The sequence below is a fragment of the Streptococcus sp. VTCC 12905 genome (assembly GCF_049893385.1).
Taxonomy (GTDB): domain Bacteria; phylum Bacillota; class Bacilli; order Lactobacillales; family Streptococcaceae; genus Streptococcus; species Streptococcus suis_AA.
On sequence record NZ_JBMVJC010000035.1, the window covers coordinates 1 to 17,400 of the forward strand.

The 17,400-nt window shown below is 39.7% G+C and carries 21 protein-coding genes; 16 read left to right on the forward strand and 5 right to left on the reverse strand.

Annotated features, from left to right (window positions below; translation table 11 throughout):
• Positions 1 to 148: 148 nt before the first annotated feature.
• From ACPC58_RS10050 to ACPC58_RS10060, 3 genes are all read right to left on the reverse strand, one after another.
• Positions 149 to 457, reverse strand: coding sequence for a DUF1827 family protein (locus ACPC58_RS10050; protein WP_217374158.1), 309 nt, complete (start codon positions 455 to 457; stop codon positions 149 to 151).
• Positions 458 to 503: 46 nt separating this feature from the next.
• On the reverse strand, positions 504 to 971 hold the full coding sequence (locus ACPC58_RS10055; protein ID WP_217374157.1) for an NUDIX hydrolase: 468 nt from the start codon (positions 969 to 971) through the stop codon (positions 504 to 506).
• 146 nt (positions 972 to 1,117) lie between these two features.
• Positions 1,118 to 3,361 carry an AAA family ATPase gene (locus ACPC58_RS10060; protein WP_434065933.1) on the reverse strand — a complete coding sequence of 748 codons (2,244 nt, stop codon included), beginning with the start codon at positions 3,359 to 3,361 and terminating at the stop codon, positions 1,118 to 1,120.
• A gap of 329 nt (positions 3,362 to 3,690) precedes the next feature.
• Between ACPC58_RS10060 and ACPC58_RS10065 the strand changes: the two genes are divergently transcribed.
• From ACPC58_RS10065 to ACPC58_RS10080, 4 genes are all read left to right on the forward strand, one after another.
• Positions 3,691 to 3,921, forward strand: a complete 231-nt coding sequence (locus tag ACPC58_RS10065; RefSeq protein ID WP_130554562.1) for a DUF1797 family protein — start codon at positions 3,691 to 3,693, stop codon at positions 3,919 to 3,921.
• Between the two features lie 119 nt (positions 3,922 to 4,040).
• On the forward strand, positions 4,041 to 4,721 hold the full coding sequence (locus ACPC58_RS10070) for an amino acid ABC transporter permease (protein WP_277837686.1): 681 nt from the start codon (positions 4,041 to 4,043) through the stop codon (positions 4,719 to 4,721).
• 1 nt (position 4,722) lies between these two features.
• Positions 4,723 to 5,457 (forward strand): amino acid ABC transporter ATP-binding protein, encoded by a 735-nt coding sequence (locus ACPC58_RS10075; protein WP_217374154.1) that lies wholly within the window; start codon positions 4,723 to 4,725, stop codon positions 5,455 to 5,457.
• A gap of 128 nt (positions 5,458 to 5,585) precedes the next feature.
• Positions 5,586 to 6,437 carry a bifunctional methylenetetrahydrofolate dehydrogenase/methenyltetrahydrofolate cyclohydrolase gene (locus ACPC58_RS10080; RefSeq protein ID WP_130554559.1) on the forward strand — a complete coding sequence of 284 codons (852 nt, stop codon included), beginning with the start codon at positions 5,586 to 5,588 and terminating at the stop codon, positions 6,435 to 6,437.
• Between the two features lie 80 nt (positions 6,438 to 6,517).
• Here the strand turns inward: ACPC58_RS10080 and ypfJ are convergent, their stop codons facing one another.
• A complete protein-coding gene (gene ypfJ, locus ACPC58_RS10085; protein WP_217374153.1) occupies positions 6,518 to 7,426 on the reverse strand; it encodes a KPN_02809 family neutral zinc metallopeptidase in 909 nt (302 codons plus the stop codon).
• Between the two features lie 167 nt (positions 7,427 to 7,593).
• Between ypfJ and xseA the strand changes: the two genes are divergently transcribed.
• From xseA to ACPC58_RS10145, 12 genes are all read left to right on the forward strand, one after another.
• On the forward strand, positions 7,594 to 8,937 hold the full coding sequence (xseA, locus tag ACPC58_RS10090; RefSeq protein WP_434065934.1) for an exodeoxyribonuclease VII large subunit: 1,344 nt from the start codon (positions 7,594 to 7,596) through the stop codon (positions 8,935 to 8,937).
• Positions 8,912 to 9,127: an exodeoxyribonuclease VII small subunit gene (locus tag ACPC58_RS10095; protein WP_130554556.1), complete on the forward strand. Its 216-nt coding sequence runs from the start codon at positions 8,912 to 8,914 to the stop codon at positions 9,125 to 9,127. The genes xseA and ACPC58_RS10095 overlap by 26 nt, the downstream gene beginning before the upstream one ends.
• Positions 9,127 to 9,996: a polyprenyl synthetase family protein gene (locus ACPC58_RS10100; RefSeq protein WP_434065935.1), complete on the forward strand. Its 870-nt coding sequence runs from the start codon at positions 9,127 to 9,129 to the stop codon at positions 9,994 to 9,996. The genes ACPC58_RS10095 and ACPC58_RS10100 overlap by 1 nt, the downstream gene beginning before the upstream one ends.
• Positions 9,989 to 10,810, forward strand: a complete 822-nt coding sequence (locus ACPC58_RS10105) for a TlyA family RNA methyltransferase (protein ID WP_130554554.1) — start codon at positions 9,989 to 9,991, stop codon at positions 10,808 to 10,810. The genes ACPC58_RS10100 and ACPC58_RS10105 overlap by 8 nt, the downstream gene beginning before the upstream one ends.
• Positions 10,803 to 11,228, forward strand: a complete 426-nt coding sequence (locus ACPC58_RS10110; RefSeq protein ID WP_130554553.1) for an arginine repressor — start codon at positions 10,803 to 10,805, stop codon at positions 11,226 to 11,228. The genes ACPC58_RS10105 and ACPC58_RS10110 overlap by 8 nt, the downstream gene beginning before the upstream one ends.
• Positions 11,229 to 11,231: 3 nt before the next feature.
• Positions 11,232 to 12,890 (forward strand): DNA repair protein RecN, encoded by a 1,659-nt coding sequence (recN, locus tag ACPC58_RS10115; RefSeq protein ID WP_434065936.1) that lies wholly within the window; start codon positions 11,232 to 11,234, stop codon positions 12,888 to 12,890.
• 130 nt (positions 12,891 to 13,020) lie between these two features.
• Complete coding sequence (locus tag ACPC58_RS10120; RefSeq protein WP_434065937.1) at positions 13,021 to 13,671, forward strand: HD domain-containing protein; 651 nt, start codon at positions 13,021 to 13,023, stop codon at positions 13,669 to 13,671.
• Positions 13,672 to 13,913: 242 nt separating this feature from the next.
• Positions 13,914 to 14,294, forward strand: coding sequence for a hypothetical protein (locus ACPC58_RS10125; RefSeq protein ID WP_434065938.1), 381 nt, complete (start codon positions 13,914 to 13,916; stop codon positions 14,292 to 14,294).
• Positions 14,295 to 14,440: 146 nt separating this feature from the next.
• Complete coding sequence (locus ACPC58_RS10130) at positions 14,441 to 15,274, forward strand: DegV family protein (RefSeq protein WP_434065939.1); 834 nt, start codon at positions 14,441 to 14,443, stop codon at positions 15,272 to 15,274.
• On the forward strand, positions 15,267 to 16,103 hold the full coding sequence (locus tag ACPC58_RS10135) for an SGNH/GDSL hydrolase family protein (RefSeq protein ID WP_434065940.1): 837 nt from the start codon (positions 15,267 to 15,269) through the stop codon (positions 16,101 to 16,103). Before ACPC58_RS10130 ends, ACPC58_RS10135 begins: the two co-directional genes overlap by 8 nt.
• A complete protein-coding gene (locus ACPC58_RS10140) occupies positions 16,072 to 16,671 on the forward strand; it encodes a YpmS family protein (RefSeq protein ID WP_434065941.1) in 600 nt (199 codons plus the stop codon). Before ACPC58_RS10135 ends, ACPC58_RS10140 begins: the two co-directional genes overlap by 32 nt.
• 83 nt (positions 16,672 to 16,754) lie before the next feature.
• Positions 16,755 to 17,030 (forward strand): HU family DNA-binding protein, encoded by a 276-nt coding sequence (locus ACPC58_RS10145; protein ID WP_024385016.1) that lies wholly within the window; start codon positions 16,755 to 16,757, stop codon positions 17,028 to 17,030.
• 88 nt (positions 17,031 to 17,118) lie between these two features.
• Here ACPC58_RS10145 and ACPC58_RS10150 read toward each other — a convergent pair.
• Positions 17,119 to 17,400 (reverse strand): tyrosine-type recombinase/integrase (locus tag ACPC58_RS10150; protein WP_434065942.1); only part of this gene is annotated, 282 nt, incomplete at its 5' end.

The following is a 17,400-nucleotide window of genomic DNA, read 5'->3' on the forward strand; positions in this document are numbered from 1 at the left end:
TATGTAAATAGAAAAAGGATCCAGAGTCGACAGGACTTTGGAGCCTTTTTCAATATACCTTGTTATTGGGCGCTTACGAAGCATAAGTATAAAAGTCTATCTATTTTTGGATAGGCTTTTTTTCAAAAAAAAAGAAGCCTTGAGCTTCTTAATCTTCAGTAATAATAGGGATTGACATTTCAATTAGGCGGTCAGTATGAATCGTTTGAATGGCAGACTTATCTATTATCCGTTCATCAACTTTCCGACGTAGAAAATAATCGAGAATTTTGTTGACTTCTGCTGGTTGGATGGCACGGTATTTATTACTAATAAGGAGCTCGTAATGTCGTGGAGCTTGTGTAAAAAGGACATCGGTGTTTCCTGCAGAATAGGTTTCTACTAGGAAGGCATCGGTATTGGCTAGTTGATTTTGCACTAATTGAGAATGACTATTCGTCGTATTGATAATCTTCATGCGAAACTTCCTCCGTCTCTTTGGCTACATTATAGCACTCTTGGGTTTATTTATCCAGTCTTTTTTGAGCTAATTCTAGCTTTTGCCATTGTTCAATTCCCCATTTGTGGCTACTACGTTTCAGTTTGTTAATAGCCTCTTCAATAGGAAACCAAGCAATATGATTAAAGTCTTCTAATGGTGCCCCAACTTGTTTGTAACTGGTAACTTGATAGATATAAGCTGGGTTGTAAAAATGAGTATCACGATGGCTGGAATAAAAATACTCATCGGCTTGACCAAAATATTGTCCAATTTCAGCGGTAAAGCCTAATTCTTCAATTAATTCTCTTTCTAGGGCTGATAGGTGATTTTCCTCTTCCTCAATCTCTCCACCTGGGAGGAACCAGGCTCCATTAGGAGCTTGAACCAATACAATTTTCTCTAATTTCTCATCAGGAATAACAGCATAGACTCCATAACGATTGGTGTAGTGTACACCATTCTTTTTTTCACCGAAAATTGCATTTGACATGGTATTCTCCTTTTAATAGGGGCTTTTTATTATTATACCATTTTAACCTAAATTTTTCTTTAAGTATTTGTTGGAATTTTTTGAATTTTATGGATTGGAGATAAAAAGAGCGGGACAACCTATCCGGATGCCTCCGCTAGCATGTTTTATTTTTCTTTTAGCGTTTGAGCTTTGATTTGGATGGTGCCATTATTGGTCATGACACCTCGTAAATCTTTCTCATTAGGATTCTCTAAATAGAAATCGGTAATGGCATCTTCAATTTGGTCTTGAATGGTCCTGCGAAGGGGACGTGCACCCATTTTAGGATCGTAACCAAGATCAACTAATTTTTCCTTTACTTTATCGGTCACTTGTAGTCGAATACCGTTTGTAGATAAGCGACGGTTGACGTCTTCCAGCATGAGACTGACAATTTGGAGCAGATTTTCTTTTGTAAGTGGTTGGAATTCAATAATTCCATCGAAGCGGTTCATGAATTCGGGAGTGAAGAAATTACCGAGTTGGTCAAGAACAGATTGTGTACGACCTTCCATAGCGGCTCCAAATCCCACGCTGGCCTCAACCTTACCTGTACCAGCATTTGAAGTCATAATGATAATGGTATCTTTGAAGCTTACTGTTCGCCCTTGTCCATCTGTCAGTCGACCGTCATCAAGAACTTGTAGGAACATGTGCATCACATCTGGATGCGCCTTTTCAACTTCATCAAGGAGAATGAGTGAGTATGGATTGCGACGGACTTTTTCTGTTAGTTGGCCAGCTTCTTCATACCCCACATATCCAGGAGGGGCACCGACTAGTTTTGCAACTGCGTGTTTTTCCATATATTCAGACATATCAAATCGAATCATGCTGTCCGCTGAACCGAAGAGCTCAATGGCTAATTGTTTTGATAATTCTGTTTTACCGACGCCAGTAGGTCCTACGAATAAGAAGGAACCAATTGGACGATTTGGTGCTCCAAGTCCTACACGATTGCGACGGATTGCTTTTGCAATCTTATCAACAGCATCGTCTTGTCCAATAACATGCGCCTTGAGATCACTAGCCAAATGTATCAATTGAGACTGTTCTTTTTCTTTCAGCTCGCCAACGGGGATATTTGTTTTTTGTTCAATGATGGCTTCAATTTCTTTTTCGGTAATGAGAGGAATATCCTCCTCACTAATCGTTGCCTTTTGCATTTCTTTATATTTAGCAATTTGGTCACGATAATAGGCAGCTTTTTCGTAATCTTCATCACGAGTTGCTTGTTCTTTACGATTTTCGGCATCAATTATCCGTTGGTCAATTTCTTTAGGATCCACGAAGTTCAAGGTTAAGTTCATTTTTGACCCAGCTTCGTCTAGCAAATCAATCGCTTTGTCAGGTAAGAATCGGTCTTGAATATAGCGGTTGGATAATACGGCCGCAGCTTCAATTGCCTCAGGGGAATATTTTACATGGTGGTAGTCTTGGTATTTATTCTGAATACCTTTTAAGATAGTGATTGTTTCTTCAACGCTTGGTTCGTCAACTTTTACAGGTTGCATCCGACGTTCAAGAGCTGCATCTTTTTCAATAATGCGGTATTCATTTAAAGTAGTAGCACCAACCAGTTGCATTTCACCACGAGCGAGGGCGGGTTTTAGAATATTGCCCGCATCCATGTTCCCATCTCCTGCAGAACCAGCTCCGACAATCTCATGAATTTCATCAATGAAGAGAATAACTTCACGTCGGTTCCGAATTTCTTCCATGAGTTTTTGCATGCGTTCTTCAAATTGACCTCGGATTCCTGTTCCTTGAACAAGGCTGACAACGTCTAATCGAATGACTTCTTTGTTTTGAAGTTTATGTGGAACGTCCCCGTCTACAATTTTTTGTGCTAGTCCTTCAACGACTGCAGTTTTACCAACACCGGGTTCACCGATAAGAACGGGGTTGTTTTTGGTGCGACGGTTCAAAATTTCAATCACCCGAGTGATTTCTTGATCGCGTCCAATAACGGGGTCAATGTCTCCACGTCGTGCAATCTCAGTAACATTAATCCCAAATTCTTCCAGCAATCCATTTGGTTGCGGGACTGTTTGGGTTCGACCAGCATTTGGTTGATTGAATCGATCACCACCGTTGCCACCGCCAGCTTGAGTAGGAGGTGTTTGATCTCGATTCTTACCAGCTGGGGTATTACCAGGGTAACCACCTAAATGATTGAAAAATTCACTAAAGGGATCCATATTGTTTGGATTAGTTAAGTCCCCTAAGCCACGTAAAACAGCATTATTTGGATCTGTTTTCATAATTTGATAACAATTATGGCAAAGGTCAACTTTTTGTTGTTTGCCATTCATATTTGCATAGAGATGAATGGTAGCATCATTTATTTTACAGTTTGTACAGAGCATTCAATTACCTCTTTTCTAATAGTAACATTACAAAAACCTGTGAAAATTAATCTCATATTTTCCTAATTGAATGTTAGAATATTGTGTATAGATTGAATCACATACAATTATGCAATCAGATGAATTTCCACGAAGTAAGGTCTTTATTGAATAGTCAATAAAGGTCAGTTCTATTTTAATTATATCAAGTTTTGGAGAAAATGCAAGAAACTGATATGCATTCTAGTATTTCTTTTTACTAAAAATTGGGGGAAGAAAATTACGTAAAAATAAGACTTTTTCACAAAATTATGGTAGAATATTTCTATATTAAGAAGAGGAGAATGAATATGGAATCACATTTGGTGAGAATTATCAATCGTCTTGAAGCCATGGCCAGTGATGGTGGTACCATGAAACGTAATTTTGAACGTGATGGTGTTGTCGTTGCAGAAGTTGCCTACAGCTATGACGAAGAAAATGGTTCAGTATTTACCCTACGTGATGTTGCTGCTCGTGAGACGTATACGTTTGACAGCATTGACTTAATTGCAATGGAAATTTACGAATTGTTGTACTAAATACAGGATAGTTAAAAGCGCCACCGGTGCTTTTTCTTTTGTGAATAATTAATCTAGGCAGTTGCATATTTATTCGAAAATGATATAATTGTAGTATACGTCTTTTGAGGAGTGGAGATATGAATTTTTCTTTTTTGCCTGATTATTGGGCTTATTTTAATTATGGTGTATTAGTTACCCTTATTATCGCTGTATTTGTTGTTGTCTTTGGTAGTATTTTGGGTGTTTTATTGGCTTTTGCACAACGGAGTAAATATAAATTACTTGTCTGGTTTGCTAATATTTATGTGTGGATTTTCCGTGGGACTCCTATGGTTGTACAGATTATGATTGGTTTTACCATGACTCATTTAGTTGCTCCAACTTTTCAGTTAGGTATTTTATCAGTCGATTTGTCTCGCCTGATTCCAGGGATGGTTATTCTATCGATGAACTCAGGGGCTTATGTATCCGAAACAGTACGTGCGGGGATTAATGCTGTTCCGAAGGGACAATTGGAAGCAGCCTACTCACTTGGTATCCGTCCTCATCAAGCTATGCGCTATGTCATCATGCCTCAAGCTATCAAGAATATCCTACCTGCCTTGGGGAATGAATTTGTAACAATTGTAAAAGATAGTTCCCTTTTATCAACAATCGGCGTTGTTGAATTGTGGAATGGAGCGACTACGGTCTCTGCGTCAACTTACATTACAACGGAGCCTTTGTTATTTGCAGCCTTCTATTATTTGATTGTGACAAGTGTGTTAACGTTGGGCATCCAATACTTTGAGAAAAAATTGAATAAGGGGGGACATTGATATGGCAGAGGTTATTATTTCTATTAAGGGTTTGCACAAATACTTCGGAGATAATGAAGTGTTAAAGGGTATTGATTTGGACATCCAACAGGGAGAAGTTGTTGTAATTATCGGTCCATCAGGTTCTGGGAAATCAACATTTCTACGGACAATGAACCTTTTAGAGGTGCCTACTAAGGGAAATGTTACATTTGAAGGTGTCGATATCACTGATAAGTCAAATGATATCTTTAAGATGCGTGAAAAAATGGGGATGGTATTTCAACAATTTAATCTCTTCCCTAATATGACAGTCTTGGAAAATATTACCTTATCACCAATTAAGACAAAGGGAATGAAGAAGGCAGATGCTGAGAAGAAAGCCATGGACCTACTGGCTAAGGTTGGGCTACCAGAGAAGGCGACTGCTTATCCACAGAGTTTATCAGGTGGGCAACAGCAACGTATTGCAATTGCTCGCGGATTGGCAATGGATCCAGATGTTTTGCTTTTTGATGAGCCTACGTCTGCCTTGGACCCTGAGATGGTCGGTGAGGTCTTATCGGTTATGCAGGATTTGGCTAAATCGGGCATGACCATGGTGATTGTAACCCACGAAATGGGTTTTGCAAGAGAAGTTGCTGATCGGGTCATCTTTATGGATGGAGGAGTAATCGTTGAAGATGGAACTCCTGAAGATGTGTTCGAACACACGAGAGAAGAACGGACGAAAGATTTCTTATCGAAAATCCTATAACGATAGATACAACAGGATAACTCCGAAAACGTTCGGAGTTTTTCTATATGTTGGATTTTCAAGGAATCGTCCATAGTCAGACGAATGGTTTTACGATATAATAGAAAAAAACTAGAGGAGATATTGAAATGACAGTCATTGATGGTAAGGCATTAGCAGCAAAAATGCAAGCAGCTTTAGCAGAGAAAACAGCTCAATTGAAGGCAGAAAAAGGATTGATTCCGGGACTTGTAGTGATTTTAGTGGGTGAAAATCCAGCAAGTCAGGTCTATGTCCGGAATAAAGAACGTTCAGCCTTAGCAGCAGGGTTTAAGAGCGAAGTAGTACGAGTACCAGATACGATTTCTGAAAAGGAGCTCTTGGCATTAATCGAACGCTATAATCAAGATTCTGAATGGCATGGTATTTTAGTCCAGTTGCCTTTACCTGTCCATATCAGTGAGGAAAAGGTTTTATTGGCAATTGATCCAGATAAGGATGTAGATGGTTTCCATCCGACTAATATGGGGAAATTCTGGTCAGGACATCCAGTTATGATTCCTTCAACACCAGCAGGGATTATGGAGATGTTCAAAGAATATCAGATCGAGCTAGAAGGAAAAACGGCTGTGGTTATCGGTCGTTCAAACATTGTTGGAAAGCCGATGGCGCAGTTACTTTTAGATGCAAATGCGACTGTCACGATTGCTCATTCTCGGACAAAAAATCTGCCAGAATTAGCTAGACAAGCTGATATTCTTGTCGTTGCCATTGGGCGTGGACATTTTGTTACCAAGGAATTTGTCAAACCAGGGGCAGTGGTGATTGATGTTGGTATGAACCGAGATGCAAATGGCAAGCTGATTGGTGATGTCCAGTATGATGAGGTAGCAGAAGTTGCAAGCTACATCACACCAGTCCCAGGAGGAGTTGGTCCAATGACCATTACCATGCTGATGGAACAGACATATGAAGCTTGCGTCAGAAGTGAAAAGTACTAGTTTCAACTTTTATGGATGAGATAAAAACAAACGAATAAATCAAAAATCCCCAATCATGCACAGATGATTGAGGATTTTTATTAGGGATTTTCTACTGAAAATGTATCTGCATGGGCAAGATCACCATAGGTGTACCCAAGGTTAAACCATTTTTTTCGTTGTTCGGAGGTTCCATGGGTGAAACTGTCTGGAACGGTGCGGCCATAGGCTTCTTGCTGTAGGGTATCATCGCCGACAGCATGAGCTGCATTCATGGCTTCGTCGATGTCCCCAGCATCTAGTATACCTTGACCATCTACATATTTAGCCCAAGCCCCAGCATAGTAATCAGCCTGCAGTTCGAGACGAACATTCAGGGCATTTCCTTCTTCATCTGATAATTGTGCTCGTTTTTGATGGTATGCCCCAAGAACTTCCAATTCATTTTGGACATGGTGTCCAACTTCGTGGGCAATGACATAGGCCATCGCGAAGTCACCAGACGCCTTGTATTTGCTAGATAATTCTTGGTAAAATGATGTATCGATATAAATTTTACGGTCAGCTGAGCAGTAAAATGGACCAGCTTGAGCAGATCCGATACCGCAGCCCGTTTGGGTCTGATCGGTATAGAAAACCATGGTAGGTGCTGAGTAGGTTAAATCATTGGCTTCAAATTCTTGGGTCCAAAAATCTTCTGTTGAGCCTAACACCTTACTCATAAATTCAGCATCGGCATCAGACACATTTGTACCTGTGGTGGTGACTTGACTGGACTGATAAGAATTCGTTCCAGTAGAAGGAGAGAGCAATCCACCTAAATTAGACATTCCACCGAATGCTAATAGTAGGATGAGGACTAGCAATTTTCCTTTCCACCCGAGACGTGAAAACAATAAGCCTAATAAGACGTTTCCTCCCGATGAACCTGACGAATAGGACGAGCCAGAACTAGATTGGCCTCGTCGGTCCTCAATATTGGAACTTTTTCGTAAATTATCTAATTTCATATATCCTCCCCAGAAACTCTCCATATCATTTCTTCTAATCTTTCATAAACTATTATATAGTAAAATACCGAAAATAACACGTGAAAGCGTTTGGAATTTATGGGTTAGGTTCTGTATAATAGTGCGAAATTTGGTATAATAGTACGATACTGACAGAAGGAGTGGGCATGGTTGAATATTTATCGGTTAGTCATCTAACGAAGTATTTGAAATTAAAATTTGACCGAGATCCGTACTTGGAGAGGGTCTACTTGACAGGTCAGGTATCTAACTTCCGCAAACGACCTTCCCATCAATATTTTTCGCTCAAGGATGATAAGGCGGTCATTCAGGCGACGATGTGGGCGGGTGTTTATAAACAGTTGGGCTTTGAACTTGAAGAGGGAATGAAAATCAACGCTGTCGGACGTGTCCAGCTTTATGAACCGAGTGGTTCTTATTCCATTGTCATTGAGAAAGCTGAGCCAGATGGTATTGGTGCTTTAGCAATAAAGTTTGAACAGCTGAAACAAGCTCTGACACAGGAAGGATTGTTCAAGCAAGAGTTTAAGCAGGAGTTGCCTCGGTTTACCAAGAAAATTGGGGTCTTTACTAGTCCGAGCGGAGCTGTTATTCAGGATATTATTACGACAGTCAGCAGGCGATTTCCTGGAGTGGAAATCATTCTCTATCCTACAAAGGTTCAAGGAGATGGTGCTGCTCAGGAGGTTGTTGCCAATATACAAAGAGCCAATGAACGGGATGATTTGGATGTTCTGATTGTTGGTCGTGGTGGTGGCTCAATTGAGGACCTCTGGGCATTCAATGAGGAAGTAGTCGTTCGGGCAATTTTTGAATCCCGTATTCCTATTATTTCTAGTGTCGGTCATGAAACCGATACAACCTTGGCAGATTTTGTAGCAGACCGCAGAGCAGCCACCCCGACAGCCGCAGCAGAATTGGCAACACCTGTGACTAAGGCAGACTTACTGGGCTATCTCAATCAGCAGGAAAATAGAGCCTATCAGGCCATGGGAAATCGATTGAAATTCTTAAGAGGTCAGCTTGAAAAAATTAGCCAGTCAGTCATGTTTCGTCAGCCTGAACGCTTGTATGATGGTTATTTACAAAAATTAGACCGCTTGACCAATCAATTGCAAATGCGTATGAAAGAAGTATATAGCCAGCAGAAACAGGCTAGTCTCTTGCTAAATCAGCGGCTATTAGGGATGCAACTTGGTCGTAAAGTAGAGAGCTTCAAAGAGAGAATCATCCAGCAGGAACGACTCTTGAAAAACAATATGACGAACATCTATAACCATAAACTGGCTAAGGCGGATAAATTGATTGAGGCCTTGACCATGCTGGATACTAGCCGTATTGTGGCCCGAGGCTATGCGATGGTTTTACAAGATGGGCGAGTCATAGATAGTGTAGAAAACGTACAAATGGGCGAGAATCTAACCATTCAAATGAAGAATGGTCAACTTGATGTGGAGGTAAAGCATGTCCAAACAGACGAAAACATTTGAAGAAAATTTAGCTGAATTAGAAGGAATCGTAACCAAATTGGAACGAGGAGATGTGGCTTTGGAAGAAGCACTTGCTGAGTTTCAAAAAGGGATGGTCCTATCGAAAGAGCTACAAAAGACGTTAGCAGAAGCTGAAAAGACCTTGGTTAAGGTCATGCAGGCGGATGGTAGTGAAGCGGAGCTTGGTTAATGGTAGCTAACAAATTGCATATCCTAGAGGAAACCATGGCTGACTTTTACCAGCCTCAAGTGGCTGAACGACTCAACCAATCGGTCCTTTACTCGCTACAAGCTGGTGGCAAACGGATTCGCCCCCTGCTCTTGTTGACTGTATTGGAGTCTTTTGGGATAGAGTTGCAGCCTGCTCATTATCAAGTGGCAGCATGCGTAGAGTTGATTCATACTGGGAGTTTAATTCATGATGACTTGCCTGCTATGGACGATGATGATTTCCGTCGTGGACGTTTGACCAATCACAAGGCTTATGATGAAGCAACTGCAATTTTAGCTGGTGATAGTCTCTTTTTAGATCCTTTTGGATTTTTGGCTCAAGTTCATTTACCTGCTGAGACAATCGTTGCTCTCGTGAGAGAGCTTTCTCAGGCATCTGGGACCTTTGGAATGGTTGCTGGCCAAGTGTTGGATATGGCTGGTGAAGGCCAGTCTCTGTCCTTGGAGCAATTACAAACCATTCATGCCAATAAAACTGGGAAATTATTGACATTTCCTTTTGTAGCAGCTGGTTTGATTGCTGGTCAGACAGATACGGTTATCCACCATTTGCAAAATGCTGGTCAGCTTGTCGGTCTAGCCTTTCAAGTCCGGGATGATATTTTGGATGTGACAGCCACTTTTGAGGAAATCGGAAAAACACCCCAAAAAGATTTATTGGCTGAGAAATCTACCTACCCTGCCCTAATGGGCTTAGAAGCCTCAAAAATTTTTCTAGAGGACACTCTGAATCAAGCAATCAGCGAGCTAGATCAAGTGGCTAAACTAGTCCCATTTTCAACAAAAGAAATCAAAGAAATCATAGAAAGTTTACGAATTAATGGCTAAGGAAAGAGTAGATGTATTAGCTTATAAACAGGGGCTTTTCGAGACGAGAGAGCAGGCCAAACGTGGTGTTATGGCTGGATTGGTCGTATCTGTCATCAATGGTGAACGTTACGATAAACCCGGTGAGAAGATTGATGAGGGAATCGAACTTAAACTAAAGGGGGAAAAACTCAAATATGTCAGCCGCGGTGGTCTCAAATTGGAGAAAGCCTTGCAGGTTTTCCAATTATCGGTTGAGGGGCAAACAACAATTGATATTGGGGCATCAACAGGTGGATTTACGGATGTTATGTTGCAGGCTGGTGCTAAGCAGGTTTATGCAGTAGATGTCGGTACCAATCAACTCGCTTGGAAATTGCGTCAGGATGAGCGCGTGATTAGTATGGAACAGTACAATTTCCGCTATGCTGAGTTGGGAGATTTCGAACTTGGTCAACCAAGTTTTGCATCCATTGACGTCAGCTTTATTTCACTGAGTCTGATTTTGCCAGCACTCCATCGTATATTAGTGGATGGTGGTCAGGTTGTAGCCTTGGTCAAACCACAATTTGAGGCAGGACGTGAGCAGATTGGGAAAAATGGCATTGTCAAGGATAAATCCGTTCACTTGAAAGTATTGGAAGATGTTACAGCAATGGCTGTCGAAAATGGCTATTCAGTGAAGGCACTTAGTTTCTCTCCAGTTCAAGGAGGTCATGGGAATATCGAATTCCTGGCTCACCTAGAGAAATCCATTCAACCAAGTACGATTGCCAAAGAGGAATTAACAAAAGTAGTTTATCAAGCACACGAGGAATTTAAAAAGGATGAATAAACGAGAACGATTAGAAGTCATTAAAGATTTGGTAGTTCGATTTCCGATTGATACACAGGAAGAAATTGTTGACCGACTTAAAGCTATGGGTGTTCATGCCACACAGGCAACGGTCTCTCGTGATATTAAGGAATTGGGCATTATTAAGGTACCTGCTAAGGATAAGGGCTATATTTACGGCTTATCAAAGGGTAGTGGGCAAAAGAATAAGACATCAAACCTATTAAAGTATGATTCCATGGGGCAGATGCTAAATTTGGTCTTGGTTCCTGGCAGTACTGCAGTTTTCAAGCGCCAAATTTTGGAGCAGTTCGAAGAATATATTTTTAGTGTCATTGCAGATGATGATAGCATTTTAATCATTCTAAAGGACAGTGATAAGATGCCTCAAATAGTTCAATCCATTAGAAGTTGGTAGACCATGTTACTAGAGGTTTCGATAAAAAATTTCGCGATTATTGAGCATGTTTCATTAAATTTTGAAACAGGGATGACCATCTTGTCTGGTGAAACTGGTGCTGGGAAGTCCATTATTATTGATGCGATGAATTTGATGCTGGGTGCGCGTGCAACGACAGATGTGATTCGACATGGAGCTCCGAAAGCTGAAATTGAAGGGTTGTTTTCGTTTGAAAATAGCAGAGCAGTGAAGCAGATTTTGACTGACCAAGGGATTGAGGTGGCAGATGAGTTGATTATTCGCCGCGAAATCCTTCAAAATGGGCGTTCCGTTAGCCGTGTAAATGGGCAAATGGTAAACCTATCTGTTTTGAAGCAAATTGGCCAACATTTAGTAGATATCCATGGTCAGCATGACCAAGAAGAACTCATGAAAGCCCAATACCATATTCAACTGCTGGATAGTTTCGGGGATGATGAGTTTTGGAACTTAAAAGAAGACTATCAAACACAATTTGAAGCCTATCGTCAACTGAGAAAGAGAGTTGCTGAGAAGCGTAAGAACGAGGAAGAGCATAAGGCTCGGATTGAAATGCTGGAGTACCAAATTGCCGAAATCGAGGCAGCTAATTTAGCGGTGGGTGAAGATAGACAACTTCAACAGGAGCGGGATAAGCTATTGAACCACAAACAGATTGCGGATACCTTGGCTAATTCCTATGCTCTTTTGGATAATGAAGAATTTTCTAGCTTAAATAATCTACGTTCGGCTATGAGCGATTTACAAAGTTTGGAAGAATTTGACCCGGAATATAAATTGCTCTCTACAAGTTTGACGGAAGCCTATTATGTTGTGGAAGATGTGGCAAAACGGTTAAGTGATATTGTTGATGCTTTGGATTTTGATGGCAATCGACTCCTACAACTGGAGAACCGTCTGGACTTGCTCAACACGATTACAAAAAAATATGGTGGAACAGTTGATGATGTTTTAGCCTATTTTGAAAAAATCACAGAAGAATACAATCTCTTGACGGGAAATACTATTTCTGATGAAGATCTTGAAAATCACGTCAAGTTATTGGAAAAAGATGTGATTTCCTTGGCCAGCCAATTAAGTTCAGCCAGACATGTTTTGGCTCAACAATTAGAGTATGTTATTCGTCAAGAATTGCAGGACCTTTATATGGATAAAGCCCAATTTCAGGTTCGCTTTACGAAAGGGAAGTTTAATAGCGAAGGAAATGAAGCTGTAGAATTTTATATTTCTACAAACCCCGGTGAAGATTTTAAACCCCTGGTTAGAGTGGCATCAGGTGGTGAGCTGTCTCGATTGATGTTGGCTATCAAATCAGCCTTTGCTCGAAAAGAAGGCAAAACCTCCATTGTTTTTGATGAGGTTGATACAGGTGTATCAGGTCGTGTGGCACAGGCTATTGCCCAAAAAATCCATAAAATTGGACAATTTGGCCAAGTGTTGGCAATTTCGCATTTACCACAAGTCATTGCTATTGCTGATTACCAATTCTACATTGAAAAAGTATCGGATGACCATTCTACCGTCTCAAGGGTTCGTTTGCTCAGTCCTGAAGAACGAATTGAAGAAATTGCGAAGATGTTGGCAGGAGATAGGGTAACTGATGCTGCGAGAGAGCAAGCTAAGCAACTACTAAATAAGTAATGGAAGGAAAAAAAATATTCGAATGTATTAGCATTTAGAGCAATTCAAATGACTATATTTTTATTTATGTTTTCATTAATATAATAGGGGCTGGATGGGATTTCCAGTCTCTTTTTTGGAGAAGGAAGTTATGGATCAGGCACAAATTGTACAAAACGTCGCAAAATATGTTGAAGAAAAAATGATAGGAGAAGGTAGTGGTCATGATTGGTGGCACATTGTTCGAGTTCGAAATATGGCTGAGCGAATAGCAGAAGCGGAAGGTGGAAATCTATTTATCTGTCAGATAGCGGCCTTAGTTCATGACTTAGCTGATGATAAATTAGTTGATGATGAGAAACACGCATTGGAAGACATTCGTCAGCTACTATCTCATCAAGGTTGTTCCGAGTCTGATATTGAAGCGATTATGGATATTATTCAAAATATGTCCTTTAAAGGTGGGCAAGCTCATCAGAGGCCCCTTAGTTTAGAAGGTAAGATTGTACAAGATGCTGACCGCTTGGATGCGATAGGTGCAATAGGAATTGCTCGGACAATGGCTTACTCTGGCAATAAAAATCGGGTGATTCATATTCCAAATTTGAAGGTGCGTGAGGATATGACGGTAGAAGAATATCGTTCCACTAATGGCTCTGCTATTACCCATTTTTATGAAAAACTACTGAAGTTAAAAGACTTGATGAATACTGAAACAGGGAAAAACCTAGCTCAAGGCCGCCATGATTTTCTGGAACTGTATTTGCAACAATTTTATCAGGAGTGGGATGGAAAACGTTAACTCGTTGATAGATTGAGAATGATATTTTGGCATTATAAAATACAAAAAGATGAATAAAAACGCTTTACAAAGATATAAAAATGTAATAAAATATATGCAAAAGATACTTGAGTCAATTTTTATCTAAAACGACATGGAGTTTCATTAGAGGAATCTCAACAAAATGGAGTTTCTTCCTCTTGAAACTGAGTGTGCAAAAGGCAATTATGCCATTAAAATAAAACAGATAGAAGGTGAGCTGGATGAAACGATTGGAACTTTTCTGTGTACTTTTGTTCGGTATTAGTTTGTTTTTACCATTTTCTAGTGCTTTAGATCTAGCGAATTATTCAGTTGTCCAAATAAATGGTTGGAAGTTTTTTGGCCAATATCCAATTGTGACAATTCTTGCAGTCATCCTATTTTTGCTTCTAACCTTTCAGCTTATCCATTCAAAAATAATCAATTCTTTGTTGACTCTCTTTCTTGGAATTCTTGTTATATATCTTTACAGTATTCCTTTGGGAGAGATTGCTCAGTTGTCAAAAGAGTTGTTACAACAATTGCCAGTTGGTTATTATGCAAGTGCTTTGTTGGTATTTGTGATGGGATCATTAACGATTCATAAAACATTTTTCCGCTAGATATCTTGTGATTTTTCATGATATGATGACTAAAAACACTCTTTATTCGAGTATTTAGTCGTCATTTTCGTTTCTCCTAGTTCATTTTTAATACAATATTTGATATAATAGAAACAGTAATTTGATGAGAAATGTAGGAAAAGATTATGTCAACAGTCAAGATTGTAACGGATTCGAGCACCACTATTGAACCGCAACTGGTGGAAGAATTAGGGATTACGGTAGTGCCATTATCTGTCTTGATAGACGGAGTTTTGTACTCAGATAGCGATTTGAAAGAAGGCGAATTTCTAAACTTGATGAGAAATTCAAAAAATTTGCCCAAGACCAGTCAGCCACCGGTTGGTTTATTTGCAGAGACATTTTCAGACTTGGCAAAAGATGGTAGTCAGATTATTGCAATTGTTTTGTCACATGCATTATCCGGTACTGTTGAAGCAGCTCGTCAAGGAGGAGTCCTTTCGGGAGTAGATGTGACAGTTGTCGACTCAACGTTTACTGACCAAGCCGCTAAGTTCCAAGTTGTTGAAGCAGCTCGTCTTGCAAAAGAGGGAGCCAGTAAAGAAGAGATTCTTGCAGCTATTGAAAGAGTGCGGACAAAAACGGAGCTCTATATTGGTGTCTCCACTCTTGAAAACTTGGTAAAAGGTGGTAGAATTGGTCGTGTTACAGGACTAATCAGTTCATTACTTAATATTCGTGTGATTATGGAAATGAAAAACCATCAGCTAGAGCCAGTTGTTAAGGGACGTGGAGCAAAAACGTTTAAAAAATGGCTCGATGAGTTTATCAATAAGATTGCGGATAAGAAAATTGCTGAAATTGGTATTTCCTATGCAGGTGGCCCAGAGTTTGCTAATGAAATGAAAGAAAAATTACAGCCCTATGTTCAAGCTCCCATTTCAGTTTTAGAAACAGGTTCTATCATTCAGACCCATACAGGGGAAGATGCTTGGGCCATTCTAGTGCACTATGAATAATCGAAAAATTATTCAGGCCCTTGTTTTCTTTTTTCTGAGTTTATTGCTTTCTATTTTCCTCGCAAATTTGGTAATTCCAAAGGCTAGTTCAAAGTTGACTGCAGAAGATAGTACAAAAGTCGAACAACCATCCCTTTACTATCTTGCCGTAGGTGATTCGTTGACAGAAGGAGTTGGTGATACAACTGGTCAGGGAGGTTTTGCTACTTTACTAGCAAACTCATTTACAAATGAGTTTGGTTATCAGGTGACCTACCGAAATTTTGGGATTTCAGGCAATACTAGTAGCCAGATTTACAAGCGAATGAAAGAGGACTCAGATTTAGCAGAAGCATTAAAAGACGCAGATGTGATGACCCTTACTGTTGGTGGCAATGATTTGCGGAAGGTTATATTAAAAAATTTTACCAATTTGGATGTCTCAACTTTTGATAAACCAGCAACAGAGTATGGTAAACGGCTTGAAAAGATTATTCGTCGTGCTCGTGAAAAGAATCCCAACCTTCCTATTTATGTTATTGGAATTTATAATCCCTTCTATTTGAATTTTCCGGAACTGACAGATATGCAATTGGTTGTGGATAAATGGAATCAAGAAACAGAATCACGAACTCGGAAATTCTCAGGGGTTTACTTTGTGCCTATCAATGATTTATTGTATAAGGGCTTAGAAGGGGAACAAGGAGTTAGTGTAAATACTTCTAAGATAGCAAATAATTTACTATATGGGGAAGACAGTTTTCACCCTAATAACACGGGATATGAAATTATAAAGCAAGCAGTAATGGAGAAAATTCGTGCCACAAAACAAGAATGGAAAAATAAATAGTTGGAAATGGCTTTTTTTAATCCTACTTGCTATGGTTTTAGGAACAAGTATTGTTGTGATCAGTCGTTTGGAGAGTAAGCGTGAGGATTTAACAAAGTTGGTTCCAACAAATAGTGAAGATGCAAAGGTTGGTCGTTTTGAGACCAATAAGGAGCAGTTAAATGCTACCATTGCTGAGTATTTGAAAGAGTATCAAACAGACACCTTTCAATATAAGGTTTACTTGACAAGCCAGTTAGCGATTTTTGAAGGTGATTATCAGCTTCTGGGGATGGATATTCCTTTGTATATCTACTTTTTTCCCAGTCGTTTAGAAGATGGTAGTATTTCTTTAGCAGTACAAGAAATTTCAGCAGGGACTCTTTCATTACCAAAAGGAGAAGTGTTAACCTATCTTCAAAAAAATTATAAACTACCGGATATTGTAAAAATAGATGCTGAAAACGCGACGATTCAGATTCAACTACCTGCTATTGAGAATAAATTTGGACTTTATGGAAAAGTGAATACGATTGATTTATACAATGACCAGATCGTTATTGATATCTATAGAAAAGTGCAAAGATGATAGAAAAAACTTGACCAAATGCCTAAAATTCGGTACTATATTAAGGTGAGTAATAACTCGAAAACAATTGGAGGACTTAGCAAATGGCTAATAAACAAGATTTGATTGCAAAAGTTGCAGAAGCAACTTCATTGACTAAAAAAGATTCAGCAGCAGCTGTTGATGCTGTATTTGGAGCAGTAGCTGACTACCTCGCAGCTGGTGAAAAAGTACAATTGATCGGTTTCGGTAACTTTGAAGTTCGTGAGCGTTCAGCACGTAAAGGTCGCAACCCACAAACTGGTAAAGAAATCGAAATCGCAGCTTCAAAAGTTCCAGCATTCAAAGCTGGTAAAGCTCTTAAGGATGCAGTAAAATAGTCTACCCTTGAAAAGCCCGTCATATCAAGCTTTATAGCTTGTTCGACGGGCTTTTTTCTTGTTTAAGGGGCAAAAAAGGGGCAAAACTTTAGTAGTTTTCCATGATATCTGCCACATTTGATTTCATTTTCTTGGTAACATGGGTATAAATTTGGATAGTTGTCTTGGCATCTGCATGCCCCACACGGTCCATAATAGCTTTTAAAGGGACATTATTCTCAGCAAGACGACTGACAAGGGTATGGCGGAAGATATGGCTAGTCAGGTTTTTCTGAATTGGCTTCTCAAGTCTCTCGTTAGCTTTCTTCAAGGCTAGATTGAAAGAGTTGGTCTGGATTGGAACACCATTCTTGGTTGTAAAGATGTAGCC